The sequence below is a fragment of the Microcoleus sp. N3A4 genome (assembly GCF_036701805.1).
Lineage (GTDB): Bacteria > Cyanobacteriota > Cyanobacteriia > Cyanobacteriales > Microcoleaceae > Microcoleus.
The window spans coordinates 1-19,710 of sequence record NZ_JAUBRJ010000051.1; the positions used below are offsets into that span (position 1 = coordinate 1).

Genomic DNA, 19,710 nt, shown 5'->3' on the forward strand with positions numbered 1-19,710 from the left:
AGTACGCTCTTTCACATACTAGCACGTCTTGTGTGAAATGGTATATCTTAACAAAAATTCATGTAAAGCCGTCCTTTTAGGACGGGGTTTCAGACCCATTTTTTTGATGACCCAAATCAAACTCAAAATTCTAACTGCAGCGATAATACTACTCCCATTTTGCGCCGCACTTCCCTTGCAAGCTCAAAATCTGTCTCTAGTTAAGCGACTGCTAGAAACAAGAGGATGTCCCGGATGCGACTTATTTGGCGCTTCCTTGAGCCGTGCAGATTTGTTTGGCGCTTCCTTGAGCCGCGCCACTCTCAGCAGGGCCGACTTAGCTGATGCCGACTTGACTGCTGCTGACTTAATGGAAGCTAATTTAAACAACGCCAACATGAGAAACGCCTTTTTGACCGACGCCGACCTCAGCAAAGCCGACATGAGCAGGGCAGACATCAGGGGAGCCAACTTAGAAAATGCCAACCTCAGCGAGAGTTTTATTCGAGACGCATCCCTCCAGTTGGCTAACTTAAAATGCAGTAATTTGAGCGCTGCTAAACTAAGTCGAACAGACCTCAGAGAAGCCGATTTAAGCGGTGCAAATCTCAGCGGTGCAGACCTGAGAGAAGCTGATTTAAGCGGTGCAAATCTCAGCGGTGCAGACCTCAGATCGGCAGACCTGAGCGATGCGAGATTGAACAAAACTAATCTCGCAGATGCCAATCTCTGCGGTGCCCGGATGCCAAACCAAAAAATATCTCGGCGAGGCTGCCAAGTTAAGAAAGAACAAGCGATAAGCACGAACAATTACTGTAATTACTGCTATGCCTTGAATGACTGGTGGCTGAATGTATTAAGGTTCTACTAAGCAGTATCATCGCGATCGCTGCTCTGTTTCAGATATGTACTGTTAGAAAGAAGTGCGAGCAGGCGGTACAGATATCCAACTGAACCTGTTACCGCCAACAGCTTTTATCTAGTTTGAAAAACCTAAAAATTGGCTGACTGCGAGCAGATATTCTGCACCCCCGATCTGTGCCACATTATTGTGACCTCCATCAGGAACTATGTAAAGCTGTTTGGGATCGGGTGCTGCATCAAACAGTTTTTTGCTCATTTGGGCTGGAACTACACTGTCAGCAGTGCCGTGAATAAAAAGCACGGGAATTTGCAGGCGATCGACTTTTGAAAGAGAATCAAACCGCTGTGTCAGCAAAAAATCGATCGGAAACATCCAAAACAAGCCTTTTTGGAAATCCACCATCGCCCGCGTCGAAGTAAAAGAGCCTTCTACAATTAACCCCGCCGCCTCCGGGTGGCGCACTGCCAGATCGATCGCGATCGCCCCTCCCAAAGAATGACCGTAGATATAAATTTGATTCGGGTTAACCCCCCGCTGTTTCACCAAATAATCCCAAGCAAATTGAGCATCCTCATAAACCTGAGATTCGCTCGGAAAATCGCCCTGGCTTTTTCCATAACCGCGATAATCGATCGTAAATACCGACAAACCTAAACGATGAAATCGATTAGCGTGTTCCACATTTGCTCCCACATTTGAAGCATTGCCGTGCAGGTACAAAACTACCGCCCCTAACTCCCCCTTGTTAAGGGGGGACGCGACGGCCCCTCTCTCACTTTGGGGCGCAGCCAGAAGCGACTCTCCCTTTCTTGCTCCCCCCCTTAGCAAGGGGGGGCTGGGGGGGGTTTCCGGTGCAGGAATCCACCACCCGTGCACGCTTTCCACCGTGCCTGTTTTAGTTGGAATTGGCAGCCAAACATCTTGATATCTCAACTGAAAATCGTCTGGGGTAGTTTCGATCGCCCGCGCGGGAAAAAAGATAAACTTACCTTGCGCTACAAATAGAAACAGACAAGCAGCAGAATAAGCGATCGCTAAAACTATCCCAAAAGTTATTAGCGATTTAGACAAGAGGAATACCAGAAACTTGTTCATAGAAAATAGGGCACGCTGGAAATTAGATATCGGTCAAAAGCTAAGGGTCAATGATTAATTCAGACAATTAGCCAAGATCGATTACTAACTTCCGCCGCCGCGTTCCGCCGAATTTGAAAAATTAATCCAATTCCGGGTGACGCAAATGCCAATTCGTAGACTGTTCGTAAGCGTGAGCCACTTGAAACAGCCGAGATTCTTGCAAAAGATTACCAATCAGTTGTATGCCCACCGGCATTCCTTTATCATCAAATCCGCAGGGCAAACTCAAAGCTGGCAAACCTGCAAGATTCACCGGAATAGTCATCAAATCTGACAGATACATACTCAGGGGATCGTCTATTTTTTCGCCGGCCTTAAAAGCCGTAGTAGGAGCAGTGGGACAGACTAAAACATCAACTTGAGAAAAAGCTTTTTCAAAGTCTTCTTTAATCAAAGTCCGAACTTTTTGAGCTTTGAGATAATAGGCGTCGTAATATCCAGCAGACAACACGTAAGTGCCGATCGCAATCCGGCGTTTAACTTCCGCACCGAACCCTTGAGAGCGAGTTTTGGCATACATATCCAAAAGATTATCGGGGTCTGGAGAGCGGAAACCGTACTTGACTCCATCATATCGCGCCAAATTCGCCGAAGCTTCCGAGGGAGCAATAATGTAGTAAGTGGGCAAACCGTAGCGGAACCTGGGACAAGAAATGACTTGAATTTCTGCGCCCAATTGTTGAAATTGTTCGATCGCCTTAGTAACGGCTTCTTTAACCCCGGAGTCCAACCCTACACCAAAAGTTTCTTTAATTACACCAATTCTAATCTGACCCTTCGGTCGCAAACTGGGTCTTAAAGCTTGCGCGTAGTCAGGAATTGGGACATTCAGACTCGTGGAATCTCTCTTGTCGTAACCGGCGACGGCCCCCAACAAAATCGCCGCATCCTCAACACTCCTGCCAAAGGGCCCGATTTGATCGAGAGAAGAAGCATAGGCCACCAAACCGTAGCGAGAAACCAACCCGTAAGTCGGTTTCAGCCCCACCAAACCGCAAAAAGAAGCAGGTTGGCGGATCGATCCCCCTGTATCCGAACCCAAACTCACAACGCATTCCCCCGACGCCACTGCTGCGGCAGAACCGCCAGAAGACCCTCCGGGCACGCGCTCCAAGTCCCAAGGATTCGCGGTAACTTGATAGGCAGAAGTTTCCGTCGAGCTCCCCATTGCAAACTCGTCCATATTCGCTTTGCCCACAATCACCGCACCGGCTGCTTGGAGTTTGGAGACGACGGTTGCATCGTAGGGAGGCACAAAATTCTCCAAAATCCGAGATGCACAGGTTGTGGGAATGCCCTCGGTGCACATATTGTCTTTAACGGCGATCGGGATGCCGGCCAACAGCCCAATTTGCTCGCCTGCTGCGATTTGGGCATCCACTCTATGGGCCTGCGCCAATGCGCTGTCTGCCGTCACGTACAGAAAGCTTTTCAACTTCGGCTCTAGCTGGGTAATTCGGTCTAATGCTTCTTGAGTAATTTCCACAGCCGAGCGTTCTTTATTGACCAGTTGTCGGTGCAACTCGCGGATGGATGCCATGCTCGTACCTTTATCATTTCTACTAGCCACTTAGCCAATATAGCTGGCAATTGCACCCACTTACAGCCTCCGTGCAAAGTCTGCGTTTGGGGCGGGCCGGGATACTCGTGCGGATAGTTGATTTTTGTGGCGATGGTTTGACCGGGCGATCGGCGGCTTTACATCAAACTTATTAAGTGCCAATTATAACACCGTACATAAAAGAGCGATCGACTTTTTCACCTATTTTTTAAAAAAGAGCGATCTGCCCTAACTCTGATACCATTATTATCGCTTTTCCTGGCTTCGGAATCATCATCTTTCGATTGCAGCGATCGGAGTGCAAGCTCGCGATATCGATAGCATAGCAAGCGGGTTTTAACTGCGATTCCCCCTGAAACCCCAGAACCAAATGAAGAATAAATAGATAATTTTTAGCAATAAGGTATGAGCTTGTGGCTGCAATTTTAAAAATAATTATGACCAAATTATGAAATGCACTATTTTAGTCAAAAATTACTGAAATTTATCAGTTATCCGAGCGAATTAATGGCGGCTGCGCGATCGGAGAAAATAGCGATCGACCTTCTCCCATTCGCGTTGATTGGGGCACGAGCCAAAAAGCCTGTGAGAAATCTGCAGTTGACAAAAAAAGGTCGATCGCCACTTCATTCATCAGAACAAAAGAGCGATCGTGCTGACTGTAGCCTAAACTATTGGTCAGAGGTTTAGCGGCGGGGCGATCGCAGCTTGTCCGAGGGCCGATCGGAACGCTCACTGCCACGCGGACGCCTCTTGTGGCGCGCACCTGCAAAAAAACAGCAGCCCTTCTTCAACTGCGTGCATCTGTGGCAAAAAAAAGCTAAGCATTTGCCCCAACGATCCCACCATCAAAATTTCATCCGGAATTCTCCACAAACCGAGAGAAATATGGTAAGAAGTTCCCGATGCCCCGTTGGAGGAATGCCACCTAAAGCTCACTTAGAATCCCACCTGACGGCAGAGGAACTCAAAATTCGCTACCGGCAGGCACAAAACACCACAGAGTCCCGCCGCTGGCACTTGCTGGTCTTAGTTTCCCGAAATTGGACTATCAAACAAGCAGCCCTAGTTGTAGGTATCAACTACGACTACGCCAAAGAAATTGTCCAGCGCTACAACCGAGAAGGGCCTGACTCTGTGAGAAACCGCAGCGGAGACCGCCACCCCCCTCCTGCGAAATCCTTGCTGAATCCAGAACAGCAAGAAGAACTGCGACAAGCGCTGCAAGACCCTGCCCCCGACGGCGGAGACTGGACAGGCCCCAAAGTAGCTCGCTGGATTGCCGAAAAGACTGGTAGCGATCATGTCTGGCCCCAACGCGGCTGGGATTACCTGAAACGGTTGGGTGCTGACTGGCAGCGGCGGCGCAAAAAGTAGATAGTTCGCAATATTTAGAGGGGGTGGATTGCTTTGGTGCGATCGCTCCCTTTATTTTGGCAGAAGTCATTAGTCAGCAGTCATTAGTCAATAGCAGTATTCGTAGGGTGTGTCGCCATTAAAAATCCCTAAATTAAATCGACTATTTTGTGGCGACGCACCTTCTATCATTTATCAACAAGCTTGCTACCACAAAAATGTTGGGCGGAGTGAAACGGAGGGTTGTTGCCTGGGTTCATTAAAATAAAAGGTGCGTCGCTATGAGATGGTCGCTCTTTTTTGAGGATTTAAGGGTGGCGACGCACCCTACGGCTACGGCTAAAATCTAAAATCTAAAATCTAAAATCTAAAATCTAAAATCGTTTGACTCCTGTAACAATAGCTGCTTATATTGAATTTGGTTGTGTTGAGGATGTTGAATATGCGAGAGTTCAAGCGTTTTTTGTCGATCGCAAACAAAATGGCGGCAGTAGTAGCCGGCATCGGACTGGTTCAGATGTTAACCATCGCCAGTTCATTCTCTCAATCATCTAACCCGCGTTCTCTAGACGAACTATACAAAATTCGCGATCGGCTAGTCAGCGAATTAGAACAACCCGCCTCTCCCTCCCCAGAACCAACCCTGCTCTCCCGCTTAGTTCCCCTCGCCGCGAATCCTCAACAAAAACTGCTTTCTCAGTTGCAAGCGGTGGAAGTTGAAATATTAGTAGAACAGAGGGCTAACGACAACTTACAGCAAGCAGTCCGTTTAGCCAACCGAGCCGTAGAAACTGGAGGGCAGCAAAATCAGTCGATCGAATCTTCGCAGCAAACTCAATTTTTGTGGAACCAGGCCCTCAACAACTTGCAGGAAGTCCCTCAATATTCATTTTTAGCTTCCCTCACTGCCTCAAAAACTCAAGAATACCGCGAAAATTTAACGGCTGCCACCTCTCAAGTGCAGCAAGCAAAATCAGATTTTTTGGCTGCGGTTGCCAGGGAAAGCGGCTTGTCTGAGAATGCTTCGATCGGCATTTGCCACCTTTCTAGAGAGTGCGTAAACCTCCGGGGCGATGTGCCTCCTGTCAGTCCGGCCAGCTTAATTAAACTGCCGATTGCTGTCGCCCTGATGCAAAAAGTGGAAAAAGAAAAAATTAGTCTGAACAAGGAAGTATTCGTCGATGCGGGCAATTTTACCGAAGACTCATCGACGCAGATTTTGTCTCCTAAAAATTACCCGTTGAAGACACTGTTAGAAGAAATGATCGATCGCAGCAGCAATACCGCTACAAATCAACTTATTGATTATTTGGGATCGGATTACATCAATCAATTCTTAGAAAATCGCGGCTACCAAGTCACCCGCGTCAACTTCAAATTAATGGGGGAAAAGATTATGCCAACTAACCCCGGTTCCGGCCCCAACCGCTTGACTGCTAACGAACTCACCGAAATGATGGTGCAAATTTACAACGGCGAAACACCTGGTGCTAAACTGTTAGTAGAAACTCTCAACGGCCAGTACGATCGCGCTCTGGGATTTGCCGCCTTGCAAGGAACTCAAGCTCAGTGGTTGGGCGAAAAAACCGGCGAAAATTCCCTGGTGCTCGGCACAACTTTAGCAATGAGCATTGACGGCGAAGCCTATGTGATGACTGTGATTGACTCCCGCAGCAGCGGCGATCGACAAATTCGCCAGTCTATTTCTAAAATTGCCGATTACATTAGCCGGAACCCCAGCTTTTAACCGCTGGAATACACAATTTCTAGCGGGGGACAACGCACCCCCCAAACAGTTAAAAAATGCCGCATCAAAAACTTAGCGTTTCCGTCAAAGGCGAAGGATTTCCGATTCTCTGCTTGCACGGCCATCCGGGTTCGGGCTACTGTATGTCCGTCTTCACAGAACACTTGTCAAAGCGGTTCCAGACGATCGCCCCAGACTTGCGCGGATACGGCAACAGCCGCACCTCCACTCCCTTTGAAATGACCGACCACCTCCTCGATTTAGAAGCACTTTTAGACCGATTGGGAGTCGATCGGTGTTTGGTAATCGGATGGTCTTTGGGAGGGATTTTAGCCCTGGAATTAGCCATGAAATATCCCCAGCGAGTCACCGGTTTGATTTTACTCGCATCCGCAGCCAAACCGCGAGGAAGTCACCCTCCCATCTCTTGGCAAGATAACCTTTACACCGGTTTAGCCGGAATTATCAATTGGGCGATACCCGGTTGGCAGTGGAATATTGATACTTTTGGCAGGCGATCGCTCTTTCGCTACTTGATACAGCAGCAGAAATCCACCCCTTACCGCTACTTAGCACAGGCAGGTACCCCCGCCTACCTCAAAACTTCCAACACGGCCACCAAGGCTTTAAATACCGCTCTGAGAGCTGGATACGATCGACTGATCCACCTCGGCGACATTCAATGTCCCAGCTTGGTGTTGGCAGGAGAGGCCGATCGGCACATCACCTCGGCATCCAGTTTAGAAACAGCCCGCCACCTCCACGAATGTCAGTGGCACTGCTATCCAAATACAGCCCACTTGTTCCCTTGGGAAATTCCCGATCGGGTACTTGCAGACATCGATCGCTGGATTGAATGTTTCCCCCAAGCAGTTGACAATTGCGAGTGTTGAGTTTTTAGTTTGTCAGAAGTAATGTATTCCCCAACAGTTAAGAGTTTTGGATTTACCACCCAAAACTCTTAACTCCCAACTCAAAATTCCCTCTGCTTCTACTGACCGCTAAAAACCGGCCACAGCCCACCCTCACCAAGCTTTCCCAAATCCTCTGCAACCGTCAAAGTAATAGGTTTGCAGCGGTTAATCGAAACACTAACACCTTCGGCCCCTTCATTTTCTATGTCTTCTATATATCCTGCTTTTGCAGCTTCCGCCTCTTTATCCGTCAAGAACGGGCCAAAATAGTAAATGCACCGCGGCGCTGAAGTTTTAATTTCAACCCACCAAGCCAATCCGAAAAAGTTGAGCAAGCTAATCAAGAATTCTTTCATCTGCTTTTCTAATGTATTTTACGGTGTTTTCTGGGTGCTGCGGGCACAGGCTTTTGTTATTTACAGGACTGCTATCGAGAACCTATTCAAACCTATTTAAAGCCCATATCCAAATAGATTTGTGTTGAATTCCTGTTTGAACGTAGGGGGAAGGCCCCTGATACTTTCGCCTGTCCGTAAGTCCGTAACGACAGTCGATCGGCTATCCTTACTTGTTCAGGGTGTGGTGCCGCTCAATTCTGGGCGGCATTCACAATAAATTACTCTGTTGTACTTTTTTTTTCAACCATTTTCACGATCCGTGTACGTGAAACTTTTTGGGCCCGCGCTGGCGATAAATTTCGTATAAAGCCATCCCCGTTGCTACCGAGACATTCAGGCTAGGAGTATGGCCCCTTAAAGGAATTGAAACTAATCCGTCACAGCCGCGCTGTATCAAAAGGCTCAAACCGTCTGCTTCACCGCCCACAACTAAAACAGTGGGTCCTGAGAACTTGACTGTCTCTACCGATTCACCGACGCCTGCTGCAGTGCCGTAAATCCAGAATCCAGCCTCTTTCAATTCTTCCAGCGCCCGGTTAAGATTGACAACCCTCGCCACTGGCAGGCTTTCCAATGCCCCTGCTGCCACTTTTCGCACTGCCGAGGTAATCCCAACTGCCCGCCGCTGCGGAATCACCATGCCCTGAGTTCCCAATGCTTCTGCGGTGCGAATAATCGCGCCTAAATTGTGGGGGTCGTTGAGTCCTTCTGCGACGACAATTACTGGATCTTCGCAAGCAGACTTAGCCTTCGCGATCAGTTCGCTCAAATCCAGGTATTCGTAGGCTGATACTTGAGCTGCTACGCCTTGGTGGTTTGCTTTGCGCGTGATGTAGTCGAGGCGCAAATCGTCAACTTCGTCAATGATGCTGCCGTTGGCCTTGGCTTCGGTTAGCAAGCTGTGAAAGCGGGGATCGTAGCGCAGGTGCGGGACAACCCAGATCCGGTTGAGCACTTGGTTTGTTTCTAAAGCTGCTTGTACCGCATGGCGGCCGTAAATCATGTCTGAGTCTGTGTCTGGCTGCACGACTGTGTTTGAGGCACTGTCAACAGGGCGAGTGTCTCTGTCTTTGTCTCTGTCTCTGAAATGGTTGCCCCGGAATTCCTGCGGGCTACTGTCTTTGTCTCTGTCTTTGTAATAATTGCCCCGGGATTCCTGCGGGCTGCTGTCTCTGTCTCTGTTTTTGTAAAAATTACCCCGGGATTCCTGGGGGCTGCTGTCTCTGTCTCTGAAATTGTTGCGGGCAGGCTGGGGGCTGCTGTCTCTGTCTCTGTCTCTGAAATTGTCTCTGAAATTGTTGCGTGCCGGCTGGGGGCTGCTGTCTCTGTCTCTGAAATTGTTGCGAACCGGCTGGGGGCTGCTGTCTCTGTCTTCGTAATAATTGCCCCGGGATTCCTGCGGGCTGCTGCTGCTGCTGCTGCTGCTGCTGCTGTCTCTGTCTTGGTAAGGATTATTTCTGCGAATGGACGGTTGGCTGTCGGAATCGACTCTCCGTTTGAAAATTGCTCGCACGGGCATTTCTCGGGATTGGGGGGCGAAGGTCGATCGTTTTTGAGGTGCCTCTACTCCGCGAGTGTCGGGACGGGGCTTGCGTTCAAAGCGGGGAGAGGATGGTTGTGAGTCCTGACGGCGGCCTTCGCTTTTGAATGGCTTGCTGTCGGAATTCGATCGCGAGGAGTTTGGTCTGGTAAATTTTCTCATTGGTTTCTTGTGGTCAAAACGTTTTGGCTGAAGGCTAATCGATTGTAGATTTTAGATTGTTGATTGAGGGAGCAATCTTGGGGCTTTGAGATTTTAGATTGGCTAGGGAGGGAGCAAGGATTTTGCTGTGCTAAACTTGCTAGTTAATAACTGATAAATCCTGTTTGCCCGATCGAGCTTTTTGCTGTTGTATTTTAGCTGCCGTGCAAGGATGGTCAATTAATCCCTCGGCATTCCCAACTCTTTACTGCTAAATCCTTTAAGTATCAAGTTCTAAAAGTGCCAGAATCTCGGTCAATCTTTCGGGATCGGTGAGGTACAAATATCCGACCAAGGTTTCTAAGCTGCTGGCTTGTTGGTATATCTCTGGATCTGCTCGCTTGGAACGGCCCGCTGCGGCATTGCGGCCGCGCTTGACAATTGCTAATTCTGTACTGTTCAAGTAAGGAGAGATCGATCGCAAGTGACGCGCTTGAGTTTCGGCTCGTACTTGCCCCACCACCAATTCGTGATAAGCTTGCAATCTTTTGGGTGGCACTAAATAGCAACTCCGAACGTAGAGTTCGTACACTGCATCTCCCAAATATGCCCAGGCTGCGGGCGAAATCCTTTCTATTTCTGCTGGTGTAGCCCTCGCAGGATGCACTCGATTTAAACTGATATCAGTCAGACTCAGTTTGAGCCCGTCATCTGCGATCGGCGACATACTTTTTTAAATAAAACTTCCGCACAGCTTGGTTTTTCTAGTCACAAACAATACTCGGTAAGTGGGAAGCTCAGAGACTTTAGTCCTGAGAGAAAAACGACCCGGCGATTTCAATCGCCTTGAATCCCCTCGCGGGGCAGAGGGGTATGGTTGCCCCTCCAGTGAGGATATGGTTGTCCTCAATCTCCCATTTCTGGGGTAAAGTTAGCTTCGCCAATGTTATAGAGGCTTGTTAGGCTGGCAGCACTGTCTCAGTGACTTTAAGACTGTTTAACTACTAGCGACAGGGCAGGGGACTAGCTTCGCATCCCAGGGTGTCATGACCTAAATAACGTAGCCTGTTAAGGCTTAGGCCCGTCAGTACAGCTTGTTTGATTTCTCTTACAAGCTCCGTGGCTTTAGCCCGCTCGTTACTGACTTACTTATTTCGTCTTTCGTTACTTCAGCAATTATAGCTTTCACAGGAGTGTTCGCTGTCCGATCCCGAAACGAGATATATAGGCAAAGCTTGGCGCGACGATCGCACTCCTAAAAAAGGCTTTTTACAGTCATCGGGATGCCCTACTTCTTATACCATTTTTCCGCGTGTTTGCAACACATTTTTTACTGCCCCTCCACCGAATCTCAAAGCATCTCAGGAAATAGCGGCTTGTGCGTGTCCCAGTTTCTCGGAAAATCGGTATTGTTTTACCAGCACAATAATAAAAATTTGCTATCCAGCGTTGATAACCGGATAGCTAATTAAATCCACTTTGCGTCAAGCATCCTTGACGTTTTTTACCGCCTCATCAACCGAAGGCTGCAAAGACAAAAATTTCTCTAAGCGAACCAGTTTAACAGTCTGAGTTACGCGCGGATTTGAGACAATTTGCAATGTCCCCTCCAAGGTTTGGGCTTTCTTGACAAGTTGCACAAGTGCACCCAAGCCAGAACTGTCCACAAAGTCTATCTGAGACAAGTCCAAAATTACGTGTTTTGGGCCCTCGTCAATACATTTGCTCAGTACCTTCCGAAAAGTTGCCTCAGAAAAAGCGTCCAGCAGGCCAGTCAGGCGAAATAACTGATAGTTATTCTTGACTTCGCGAGTGCCTCTGAGGCTAACGGTCAGGGTCAATGACTCAGGAATGACACCCTCCTAGCTAGATATGGCTTAAAGTCGAGGCTTCATTATAGGAGTTTTTTGGTCTTTTGTCTACAGTTTTTTAGTCATCGGTCATTAGTCATCGGTCATTAGTCATTAGTTATTGGTCATTGGTCATTAGTCATTGGTTATTGGTCATTAGTCATTGGTTATTGGTTATTGGTTATTGGTTATTGGTTATTGGTTAGCTGACTGTTGACTGTTGACTGTTGACTGTTGACTGTTGACTGCTGACTGCTGACTAATGACTACTGACTACTGACTACTGACTACTGACTACTGACTGATTGTCTTGCATTGACTGCACGAATCGATCGAACAAATAGTCGGCGTCGTGCGGGCCCGGACTGGCTTCCGGGTGGTACTGGACTGAGAACAGGGGCAGAGTTTTGTGCTTCAATCCGGCTACGGTGCGATCGTTCAAGTTGAGGTGAGTAATTTCTACTTCGGGAACTAGGGAATCCGGGTCGATCGCAAAACCGTGATTTTGGCTAGTAATTTCTATTCGCTGGGTTAAACCCGCCGGCTGATTCAATCCCCGGTGGCCGAACTTGAGTTTAAAAGTTTCTGCACCCAAGGAAAGTCCCAAAATCTGGTGTCCCATGCAGATGCCGAATACGGGTTTGTCCGACTTCAAGAGAGCTTTTGCAGTCGCGATCCCTTCCGTTACCGTCGAGGGATCTCCCGGGCCGTTGGACAGAAAAATCCCGTCCGGGTTGTATTTGAGGATTTCCTCCGGCGACGTGTCAGCGGGGACAACGATCACCCGACACCCGTAACTCGCCAAACGCCGCAGGATGTTGCGCTTGATCCCAAAATCGATCGCTACCACCGTCCACATTTTGTCGCTAGCAGGTTTGACTGTGGGACTGAACTCCCAAACCGCATCCGTGGCTTCAGACCACTCGTAAACCTTGCGGGTGGTCACTTCCCCAACCAGATTCAGCCCGGCCATGCTGGGGGCCTGTTGCACTTGCTCCAAAAGCTCCGCCTGGTCGAGAATTGCGGTCGAAATGCCACCGTTGATCGCTCCCACCGTGCGAATTTTGCGAGTCAGGGCGCGGGTGTCTATCCCGTAAATTCCCGGGATATTGTACTGTTTCAGGTAGTCTTGCAGAGATTGCGAGCAGCGCCAGTTGCTGGGGCGGCTGCATACGTTGCGGGCGATCGCACCTTGAATTTGCGGGCGCGAGGATTCTTCGTCTTCGAGATTTATTCCAGTATTGCCCAATTCTGGATAAGTAAAAGTGACAATTTGCCCGCAATAGCTGGGATCGGTCAAGACTTCTTGGTAGCCCGTCATTCCCGTATTGAATACTACCTCTCCAACGACGGTGGCGTCAGCGCCAAACGACCAGCCGCGGTAAGCAGTACCGTCAGCCAGGACTAGGAGAGCGGGTTGTGCAGTTGAAAGTGACATGGCATCCTTAATTACTTTCGTTTGGTTTAATTCTTACCACTGCCAGGGATTTGATGCTAGTCGGCAATATACAGATATTATTTTAATTTGTGCAATGCCAGTTTCTGCCGATCGACAACAACCAGCCCCCGCCTCTATCTGGCGCTCGATCGAACTAAAGTAACACCTCTGGGCGATCGCCACAGCTAAATCTCTACCGATCGGCAGTTGTCGCTGTTACGATCGAGCTACAGCGTTTTACTAAACTATGCCTAGCAAATCTCAAAAGCCTTTACTCTCAAACTTATACAAGCATCTACTGAACGTTCAAAACCTGCGCCAACCTTTACTGTTTTTAACAGCGGTTATTTCTCTGAGCAGTTCAATTTTAGTAGGGACTGTTGCCAACTCCTCGCGAGCCGCGGCTCAAGAAAGCGAGGGATGCTTCATGCGTAGTTCCTCCGGCCGAACTGTCAACCTCAGCCAATCAGTCTGCGGTTTTCTCCCCAAAGAATCGACTCCCGCCACTTCGGCGGCTGCCAAGTCAGGAGTATTTCAGGCAAAAATTAAACGCAGAGAGGCTAATATCCCGGTCATAGAAGTCACGTTTAACGGCAAACAAAAGTTCGAGATGATGGTAGATTCTGGAGCCAGCGGCACAGTAATTACACCAGCAATGGCTAAAGCCTTGGGCGTTGTTCTCCAGGGAACAGTGCAAGCACAAACTCCGAACGGAGTGGCTACTTTTCCCCTCGGTCGTTTGACTTCTATTGAAGCTGGGGGTCTGGCGGTTCAAAATGTAGTTGTTGCCATCTCCTCATCCCTAGATATCGGACTGTTGGGTCACGATTTTTTTGGTAATAAAGACATAACGATTAAGCAAGATGTGATTGAATTTCGATCGCGATCTTAACAAGAAGTCAGCAGTTAGTTGTTATTTGTTAGTTGTTATTTGTTAGTTGTTACTGGTTATTTGTAGCAACTGCTTTCCTAACAACTACCAACTGCTTTCAGGTCAACTAAGGAATGAAAAATAAATAAGGTGACTAATAGAGCAATAGTTTACCTTGGAGCGAGGCTTCTGGGGTTTAATTGTGCAAGTTATTTATTTTTCATTCCTTAGCCTACGAAAGAGCGCCCAAGCGCAACTACATACCTATGACTGGTACGTAGTTGCGCTTCAGCGCTCTTAGGTATGAAAAATAAATAAGGTGACCAATAGAGCAATAGTTTACCTTGGAGCGAGGCTTCTGGGGTTTAATTGTGCAAGTTATTTATTTTTCATTCCTAACAACTAACAAATAACAAATAACAAATAACAACTGTCAACTACCAACTGACAACTACCAACTGACAACTGCCAACTGTCAACTGTCAACTGCCAAATGCCAACGCCCAACTGCCAACTCCCAACTGACAACTGACTTCATCTCAAAAACTCAATCAACTGCTGCAACTTCAACCAAGATTCGCCGCTCAATAAAATCTCCTTAGCCAAACAAACTCCTGCTTCGTGGGAACCCATAGGAATTGCACCTCCCACCTGAAAAGCCAAAGACGCATTCAAAGCTACAACATCCATTTGTGCTCGCGTACCTTTGCCTTGCAAAACGTTCCGCAAAATCTCGGCGTTTTCCTCAACATTTCCACCTTTTAACGAGCCGATCGCACTTGGTGTCAATCCTACCTTTTCAGGGTCTAAAGTAGTGAGTTCCACTTTGCCATCCGACAAAACCGCCAAATCAGTTACATCTCCCAAACCCGCCTCATCCAATTTTTCTCTGCCGTGAACGACTACAGCTAACTCAGTCCCCAACTCGCCCAAAGCTTGCGCCATAGTTGATACCAGACTAGGATCGAACACCCCGATTACCTGCCCTGTAGGGCGCATAGGATTGACAAGGGGCCCTAAAAGGTTAAAAACAGTCCGCACCTTCAAAGTGCGTCGGAGCGACGCTACAGCCTTAAGTGCAGGATGCCAGCCGGGAGCAAATAAAAAGGTGATGCCTACTTCGTCTACTGCGGCTCTTACCTTCGCGGGATCGGCGTTGAGGTTGACTTCGAGTGCTTCCAACACGTCAGCAGATCCCACTTTGCTCGATGCCGATCGATTTCCGTGTTTCGCGACTCGAACTTTGCCGGCGGCGGTCACAAAAGCTACAGCCGTGGAAATGTTAAACGTGGAAGCGCCGTCGCCGCCGGTGCCGCAAGTATCAATTAATTTAAGATTCGAGATTGAGGATTTGGGATTGAAAACGCTCTCCGATTCGCCGGCAAGGGACTGAGAATGCAATACATGAGCCATTCCTGCCAATTCTTGGGCCCAGATGCCTTTGGCTTGGAGGGCCGCTAAAATTGCTCCTGAAAGGACGGGGGGAATAGATTCTGCTAGCCATCCCTGCATCAAGTCGGCTGCTTGGGCGCGTGAGAGAGATTGTCTGTCTAACAGTTGTTGCAGCAGTGCCGGCCACAGAGGAGAATCCGCCGTCTGGGTTGAAGCAGGAGATAACTCTGGCGTTGCTAGTAGAGGGGAATCTGTCATTTATTAGTTCTAGTCAAATTTAGCTCGATCGAGCTTTTGGGCCAAACCGAGAATCGATCGGGATTTTACCAGACTTGCCGACCAAATTTTGCGCGCCTGCACCCAGATTTTTGCCCAAATGCCAGCACCGCAACAGAATTTGTCCCCCCGCAGCAGCCGAATATGAATTTTTTGATACAACAATTGCCCTGTTGTTGTGCCAACTTTACAGAGAAACCCCAAATCGTACAACTGCCAGCAGTCCGCTGTAATTATCTATCAGCAAGAATACTGAACACTAACTCAGAGCACCCAAAGACCGATAAAAGTTTCCGACAGGAGTTGTGGAGACCAAAAAATTTTAGAGATTAGGGAGCCCCAGATTCATCTGTGGAGTCAATTCTTTAATCTCAAATCTCAAATCTCAAATCGACTGACAGCACGGACAGGGAGCCTTTAGCTCATGCAGGCGGGTTAGTTGCCTTGGGTAAGAGTCGATCGAACTCTCACCCACAGCCTAAAAATAGACTCTTGCGGTTGTAGAAGTCGCAGCCTTTTATTATAGTAACAATAGCCTTGCCGCTAACTTATTTCAGGGTATTCAACTGCTAATATATTTCAGGGAGATTTCAACGAGCGGGTTTGGCTCGGATACCTGCACCGCAGGCCGATCGATTTGGCAATCCGATTGTGACAGCCAGTGGAGGCTCAAAGAAAGACAGACCGGATCGACTAAACTTTCATCAGCAACAACTAACAACTAACAGCCCTGTCTGACAGATGAATAAACACATTTGTGTCCGGCTGTGCCACAGCATCTTTCTGCCTTATTAACGGCTAGAGTTTAACAGGCGGTAGACCAAAAATATTCAACTCAAATCCAAGAGCAGGGTATTCATAAGTGGGAAATCAAAAATTAGAAAATAAAGCGATAGAATGCCTGAATGTCGCGGAGGCACTGCACCAAATGGAAGCAAAATATTACAGTATGTTTGAAAATGCTGTGTCGGGCATTTTTCAAACAACCGAATCCGGTCGTTACCTCAGCGCTAACCCAGCTTTGGCTCGCATCTACGGATATAATTCCGCAGCAGAATTGATGAGCTGTCTGACTGATATCAGCGATCAGCTTTACGTCAATCCCGATCGGCGCGATCAGTTTGTTTCTGCTTTGCGAGAACAGGGCGTGGTATCTGATTTTGAGTCGCAGATTTATCGCCGAGACGGAACAATAATTTGGATCGCTGAAAATGCACGGGCTGTCTGCGATGAAGGGGGCAAATTGCTCTACTACGAAGGTTTTGTAGAAGATATCACCCAGCGCAAGCAGGCAGAATCTGGACTTCGAGAAAGCGAGGAACGCCTGCGTTTAATAATTGAAGGCGTTAAGGATTATGCTATATTCATGTTAGATACTGAGGGGTATGTAGCTAGCTGGAATTCTGGTGCAGAACGCATTTTTGGATACAAAGCTCATGAAATAGTCGGCAATAATTCGGAGTGTTTTTTCACGAAAGAAGATATTGATATCGGCAAACCCCAAGAAAAATTAATCGGGGCGCTGGCAGAAGGTCGATACGAAAATGAAGGCTGGCGGTTTCGCAAAGATGGCTCGCAATTTTGGGCGAATATTATTGTTACTCCTTTGCGCGATGAAAGCGGAGAGTTGCAGGGTTTTTCTCAAGTAATGCAGGATATTACCGAGCCAAAGCGGGCGGCAGAGGAAAAGATGCAGTTGATTGCTTCTTTGCAGGCGTCGGAAAAAAAGTTTCGCACTTTGTATGAATCGACGACTGATGCGGTAATGCTGCTAGACGAAGAGGGTTTTTTGGATTGCAATCCGGCTACTTTAAAGTTATTTGGATGCAGCACTGAATCGGAGTTTTGCGGCAAGCATCCTTCGGAATTTAGTCCGCTGCTGCAACCGGACGGACAAGATTCTATAAGTCTTTATCAAGATCGAATTAATACGGCTGTAGAAATGGGAAATTGCCGTTTTGACTGGCGGCACTGCCGTTTGGACGGTTCTGAGTTTCCGGCGGAAGTGCTGCTAACTTCTATGGATATCGGCGGCAAAATGGGGCTGCAAGCCGTGGTGCGCGATATCACTTATCGGGTTCAGGCTGAGGAGGCATTGAAGCAGGCTAATGAGGTATTGGAATGCCGGGTTAAAAAGCGGACAAGTCAGTTGGAAGAGGCTATAAAAAAATTGAGATTATCGGAAGAAAAGTTTTCTAAAGCTTTTCGATCGAGTCCCGATCCGATGATTATTACTACTTTTGATGAGGGTCGTTTTATTGAAGTTAATGATAGTTTTCTATCGATGACTGGTTACGCTTTAGAAGAAACGACTTGCAATACAGTACCGGGGTTAAATATTTGGGTAAGGCATCAAGACCGACTTAAATTTAGGCAAAGTTTACACGAACAAGGTGTTGTTCGCAATCAGGAATGCGAGTTTCGGATGAAGTCGGGATCGGTTGTGGTTTGTTTGCTGTCAGCGGAATTGATTAATTTGGACGGCGAACTCTGTATGTTGGCGGTGATGACGGATATTAGCGATCGCAAATACGCCGAAGAAGCCCTACGGGAAAGCCAGCGGGCCTTGGCGACGCTGATGAGCAATTTGCCGGGGATGGCCTACCGTTTTCGCAACGATGCCGATCGCAGTATGGAGTTTGTCAGCGAAGGTTGCTATCAGTTAGCAGGCTATTCTCCTGAAGAATTTATCGGCACTAGGCAAATTTCTCTCTCGGAATTGACTCACCCGGACGATCGCGATAATTTGTGGAATGCCGTGCAAGTTGCGTTGCAAGAAAATCGACCCTATCAGCTAAATTACCGAATTACTTCTAAAAACGGCGAATTAAAATGGGTTTGGGAGCAAGGTTTGGGAGTGTTTTCCGACTCGGGAGAATTGATAGCTTTGGAAGGATTAATTACTGATATTTCCGAGCAGAAACGCAGTGAAGAAGCTTTGCTGCGATCGCAAACAGAGTTAACCCAACAAAAACTTCAACTAGAAAATACTTTGCACGAATTGCAGCAAACTCAAGCTCAATTGATTCACACTGAGAAAATGTCTACTCTCGGTCAAATGGTAGCCGGTGTCGCTCACGAAATTAACAATCCCGTTAGCAGCGTCTGCGGCAATCTCGTTCACGTCGGCCACTACACCGAAGATTTGCTGAATTTGCTCGATATGTACCAGAAGCACTGCCCGCAGCCGCCTGCAGCAATTCAAAATAAAATTAAGGATATCGAATTAGAGTTTCTGCTAGAAGATTTGCCGAAAGCAATGTCTTCGATGCAGGTTGGGGCCGATCGCATTCGGGAAATCGTGCGATCGCTGAGAAATTTCTCCCGCAAAGACGATTCTCAAATGAGCAAAGTTAACCTGCACGAAGGGATTGAAGGAACGTTGCTGATCCTGCAAAGCCGCCTGAAAGCCAGAGGCAATTATCCCGAAATTGCGGTAATTAAGGACTATGGAAATTTGCCTTTGGTTGAGTGTTATGCTGGTAAAATCAATCAGGTATTTATGAATTTGATCGGAAATGCGATCGACGCGATCGAGGAATACAACGAAGGGGATTCATTTCCCGAAGCCAAAGCTAACCGCAGCAAAATTAAAATTAGGACAGAAGTCCAAAACTCCAATGCTGTAATTAGGATTTCTGACAACGGCCCCGGTATGCCAGAAGAAGTTTGCCAGCAGTTATTCGAGGCATTTTTTACCACCAAACCTCCCGGCAAAGGCACTGGTTTAGGCCTGTCAATTTCCTACAAAGTTGTCCGAGAACACGGTGGTCAACTTAGCTGCGTCTCTGCACCGGGCCAAGGAGCCGAGTTTATCATAGAAATGCCGATCGAACAAATTAGCGATCGTTGACCGACTGAACCGGGAATTAGATGATAGTGAGCGAGACGCGACAGCAGGACTGAACAAATGGTTCTTCCGTACTTAGTGTGCTAAAGTATTAGGAAAATGCCAAAACAATAAGGCGCGAGCCTGAAAGTTATGAAAACTCCTAAATCCAAAGCCACAGCGTTTTAAGAGCTTTAATTTATTATTGATTCCTTCGACAACGCCGTTGGTGGTTCTTTGTTAATGCATACCCAGCTACCTCTGCCGAGCCTTCGCTCGATGGTTTTCACGGTTTTTTTATAGTAAGGTTCTGCCTTCTTTAACCAATCGATTAATTCTCTAATCCCTTGCCCTTTGTTATATTTTTTCTACTACAACTCCAGGTATATTAAGAATTTTGATTGTGAATTTGTTCA

Annotated in this window: 19 protein-coding genes; 8 read left to right on the top strand and 11 right to left on the bottom strand. The window is 47.7% G+C overall.

The window, feature by feature from the left end:
- The first annotated feature begins 106 nt into the window (after nucleotides 1–106).
- Nucleotides 107–850, top strand: a complete 744-nt coding sequence (locus QUA56_RS24725; protein WP_333362990.1) for a pentapeptide repeat-containing protein — start codon at nucleotides 107–109, stop codon at nucleotides 848–850.
- Nucleotides 851–958: 108 nt separating this feature from the next.
- Here the strand turns inward: QUA56_RS24725 and QUA56_RS24730 are convergent, their stop codons facing one another.
- Together QUA56_RS24730 and gatA are read right to left on the bottom strand one after the other, a co-directional pair.
- On the bottom strand, nucleotides 959–1,939 hold the full coding sequence (locus QUA56_RS24730) for an alpha/beta fold hydrolase (protein ID WP_333362993.1): 981 nt from the start codon (nucleotides 1,937–1,939) through the stop codon (nucleotides 959–961).
- A 121-nt stretch (nucleotides 1,940–2,060) separates the two neighbouring features.
- A complete protein-coding gene (gene gatA, locus QUA56_RS24735) occupies nucleotides 2,061–3,521 on the bottom strand; it encodes an Asp-tRNA(Asn)/Glu-tRNA(Gln) amidotransferase subunit GatA (protein ID WP_333362996.1) in 1,461 nt (486 codons plus the stop codon).
- A gap of 50 nt (nucleotides 3,522–3,571) precedes the next feature.
- On the opposite strand from gatA, the gene QUA56_RS24740 reads away from it, so the two are divergent.
- The gene (locus QUA56_RS24740; protein ID WP_333362999.1) at nucleotides 3,572–3,697 is read left to right on the top strand and encodes a hypothetical protein; all 126 of its coding nucleotides are present in this window, start codon (nucleotides 3,572–3,574) and stop codon (nucleotides 3,695–3,697) included.
- A 332-nt stretch (nucleotides 3,698–4,029) separates the two neighbouring features.
- Here the strand turns inward: QUA56_RS24740 and QUA56_RS24745 are convergent, their stop codons facing one another.
- Nucleotides 4,030–4,284, bottom strand: a complete 255-nt coding sequence (locus tag QUA56_RS24745; RefSeq protein ID WP_333363002.1) for a hypothetical protein — start codon at nucleotides 4,282–4,284, stop codon at nucleotides 4,030–4,032.
- 179 nt (nucleotides 4,285–4,463) lie between these two features.
- Between QUA56_RS24745 and QUA56_RS24750 the strand changes: the two genes are divergently transcribed.
- The 3 genes from QUA56_RS24750 (at nucleotide 4,464) to QUA56_RS24760 (ending at nucleotide 7,538) form a co-directional block, all read left to right on the top strand.
- Nucleotides 4,464–4,919 carry a helix-turn-helix domain-containing protein gene (locus QUA56_RS24750; RefSeq protein WP_333363091.1) on the top strand — a complete coding sequence of 152 codons (456 nt, stop codon included), beginning with the start codon at nucleotides 4,464–4,466 and terminating at the stop codon, nucleotides 4,917–4,919.
- A gap of 421 nt (nucleotides 4,920–5,340) precedes the next feature.
- Complete coding sequence (locus QUA56_RS24755; RefSeq protein ID WP_333363005.1) at nucleotides 5,341–6,645, top strand: serine hydrolase; 1,305 nt, start codon at nucleotides 5,341–5,343, stop codon at nucleotides 6,643–6,645.
- A 56-nt stretch (nucleotides 6,646–6,701) separates the two neighbouring features.
- Nucleotides 6,702–7,538 carry an alpha/beta hydrolase gene (locus tag QUA56_RS24760; RefSeq protein ID WP_333363008.1) on the top strand — a complete coding sequence of 279 codons (837 nt, stop codon included), beginning with the start codon at nucleotides 6,702–6,704 and terminating at the stop codon, nucleotides 7,536–7,538.
- A gap of 98 nt (nucleotides 7,539–7,636) precedes the next feature.
- On the opposite strand, the gene QUA56_RS24765 is transcribed toward QUA56_RS24760, so the two are convergent.
- The 5 genes from QUA56_RS24765 to carA all read right to left on the bottom strand — a co-directional run bounded on the left by QUA56_RS24765 (nucleotide 7,637) and on the right by carA (nucleotide 12,926).
- Nucleotides 7,637–7,915, bottom strand: a complete 279-nt coding sequence (locus QUA56_RS24765; RefSeq protein WP_333363011.1) for a DUF1816 domain-containing protein — start codon at nucleotides 7,913–7,915, stop codon at nucleotides 7,637–7,639.
- Nucleotides 7,916–8,207: 292 nt separating this feature from the next.
- The gene (rlmB, locus tag QUA56_RS24770; RefSeq protein WP_333363014.1) at nucleotides 8,208–9,659 is read right to left on the bottom strand and encodes a 23S rRNA (guanosine(2251)-2'-O)-methyltransferase RlmB; all 1,452 of its coding nucleotides are present in this window, start codon (nucleotides 9,657–9,659) and stop codon (nucleotides 8,208–8,210) included.
- A 259-nt stretch (nucleotides 9,660–9,918) separates the two neighbouring features.
- On the bottom strand, nucleotides 9,919–10,365 hold the full coding sequence (locus QUA56_RS24775) for a ribonuclease III domain-containing protein (protein ID WP_333363017.1): 447 nt from the start codon (nucleotides 10,363–10,365) through the stop codon (nucleotides 9,919–9,921).
- Nucleotides 10,366–11,122: 757 nt separating this feature from the next.
- On the bottom strand, nucleotides 11,123–11,479 hold the full coding sequence (locus QUA56_RS24780; protein WP_172186150.1) for an STAS domain-containing protein: 357 nt from the start codon (nucleotides 11,477–11,479) through the stop codon (nucleotides 11,123–11,125).
- Nucleotides 11,480–11,768: 289 nt separating this feature from the next.
- Nucleotides 11,769–12,926 carry a glutamine-hydrolyzing carbamoyl-phosphate synthase small subunit gene (carA, locus tag QUA56_RS24785; RefSeq protein WP_333363019.1) on the bottom strand — a complete coding sequence of 386 codons (1,158 nt, stop codon included), beginning with the start codon at nucleotides 12,924–12,926 and terminating at the stop codon, nucleotides 11,769–11,771.
- Here carA and QUA56_RS24790 point away from each other — a divergent pair.
- Nucleotides 12,925–13,089: a hypothetical protein gene (locus tag QUA56_RS24790; protein ID WP_333363022.1), complete on the top strand. Its 165-nt coding sequence runs from the start codon at nucleotides 12,925–12,927 to the stop codon at nucleotides 13,087–13,089. The two genes, carA and QUA56_RS24790, sit on opposite strands and share 2 nt — an antisense overlap.
- An 84-nt stretch (nucleotides 13,090–13,173) precedes the next feature.
- Nucleotides 13,174–13,818: a retropepsin-like aspartic protease gene (locus QUA56_RS24795; RefSeq protein ID WP_333363024.1), complete on the top strand. Its 645-nt coding sequence runs from the start codon at nucleotides 13,174–13,176 to the stop codon at nucleotides 13,816–13,818.
- 513 nt (nucleotides 13,819–14,331) lie between these two features.
- Here the strand turns inward: QUA56_RS24795 and trpD are convergent.
- Both trpD and QUA56_RS24805 read right to left on the bottom strand, forming a co-directional pair.
- Nucleotides 14,332–15,447, bottom strand: a complete 1,116-nt coding sequence (gene trpD, locus QUA56_RS24800) for an anthranilate phosphoribosyltransferase (RefSeq protein WP_333363027.1) — start codon at nucleotides 15,445–15,447, stop codon at nucleotides 14,332–14,334.
- Between the two features lie 9 nt (nucleotides 15,448–15,456).
- Nucleotides 15,457–15,627 (bottom strand): hypothetical protein, encoded by a 171-nt coding sequence (locus QUA56_RS24805; RefSeq protein WP_333363029.1) that lies wholly within the window; start codon nucleotides 15,625–15,627, stop codon nucleotides 15,457–15,459.
- A 700-nt stretch (nucleotides 15,628–16,327) separates the two neighbouring features.
- Here QUA56_RS24805 and QUA56_RS24810 point away from each other — a divergent pair.
- Nucleotides 16,328–19,318: a PAS domain S-box protein gene (locus QUA56_RS24810; RefSeq protein ID WP_333363031.1), complete on the top strand. Its 2,991-nt coding sequence runs from the start codon at nucleotides 16,328–16,330 to the stop codon at nucleotides 19,316–19,318.
- Between the two features lie 72 nt (nucleotides 19,319–19,390).
- Here QUA56_RS24810 and QUA56_RS24815 read toward each other — a convergent pair whose 3' ends face one another.
- Nucleotides 19,391–19,504, bottom strand: a complete 114-nt coding sequence (locus QUA56_RS24815; RefSeq protein WP_445242949.1) for a transposase — start codon at nucleotides 19,502–19,504, stop codon at nucleotides 19,391–19,393.
- Between the last annotated feature and the right edge of the window lie 206 nt (nucleotides 19,505–19,710).

Excerpts from the sequence above, each read along its gene's own strand:
- QUA56_RS24725 (WP_333362990.1), top strand. The coding sequence starts at position 107 with ATGACCCAAATCAAACTCAAAATTCTAACTGCAGCGATAATACTACTC.
- QUA56_RS24730 (WP_333362993.1), bottom strand. The coding sequence starts at position 1,939 with ATGAACAAGTTTCTGGTATTCCTCTTGTCTAAATCGCTAATAACTTTT.
- gatA (WP_333362996.1), bottom strand. The coding sequence starts at position 3,521 with ATGGCATCCATCCGCGAGTTGCACCGACAACTGGTCAATAAAGAACGC.
- QUA56_RS24750 (WP_333363091.1), top strand. The coding sequence starts at position 4,464 with ATGCCACCTAAAGCTCACTTAGAATCCCACCTGACGGCAGAGGAACTC.
- QUA56_RS24755 (WP_333363005.1), top strand. The coding sequence starts at position 5,341 with ATGCGAGAGTTCAAGCGTTTTTTGTCGATCGCAAACAAAATGGCGGCA.
- QUA56_RS24760 (WP_333363008.1), top strand. The coding sequence starts at position 6,702 with ATGCCGCATCAAAAACTTAGCGTTTCCGTCAAAGGCGAAGGATTTCCG.
- QUA56_RS24765 (WP_333363011.1), bottom strand. The coding sequence starts at position 7,915 with ATGAAAGAATTCTTGATTAGCTTGCTCAACTTTTTCGGATTGGCTTGG.
- rlmB (WP_333363014.1), bottom strand. The coding sequence starts at position 9,659 with ATGAGAAAATTTACCAGACCAAACTCCTCGCGATCGAATTCCGACAGC.
- QUA56_RS24775 (WP_333363017.1), bottom strand. The coding sequence starts at position 10,365 with ATGTCGCCGATCGCAGATGACGGGCTCAAACTGAGTCTGACTGATATC.
- QUA56_RS24790 (WP_333363022.1), top strand. The coding sequence starts at position 12,925 with ATGGCATCCTTAATTACTTTCGTTTGGTTTAATTCTTACCACTGCCAG.
- carA (WP_333363019.1), bottom strand. The coding sequence starts at position 12,926 with ATGTCACTTTCAACTGCACAACCCGCTCTCCTAGTCCTGGCTGACGGT.
- QUA56_RS24795 (WP_333363024.1), top strand. The coding sequence starts at position 13,174 with ATGCCTAGCAAATCTCAAAAGCCTTTACTCTCAAACTTATACAAGCAT.
- trpD (WP_333363027.1), bottom strand. The coding sequence starts at position 15,447 with ATGACAGATTCCCCTCTACTAGCAACGCCAGAGTTATCTCCTGCTTCA.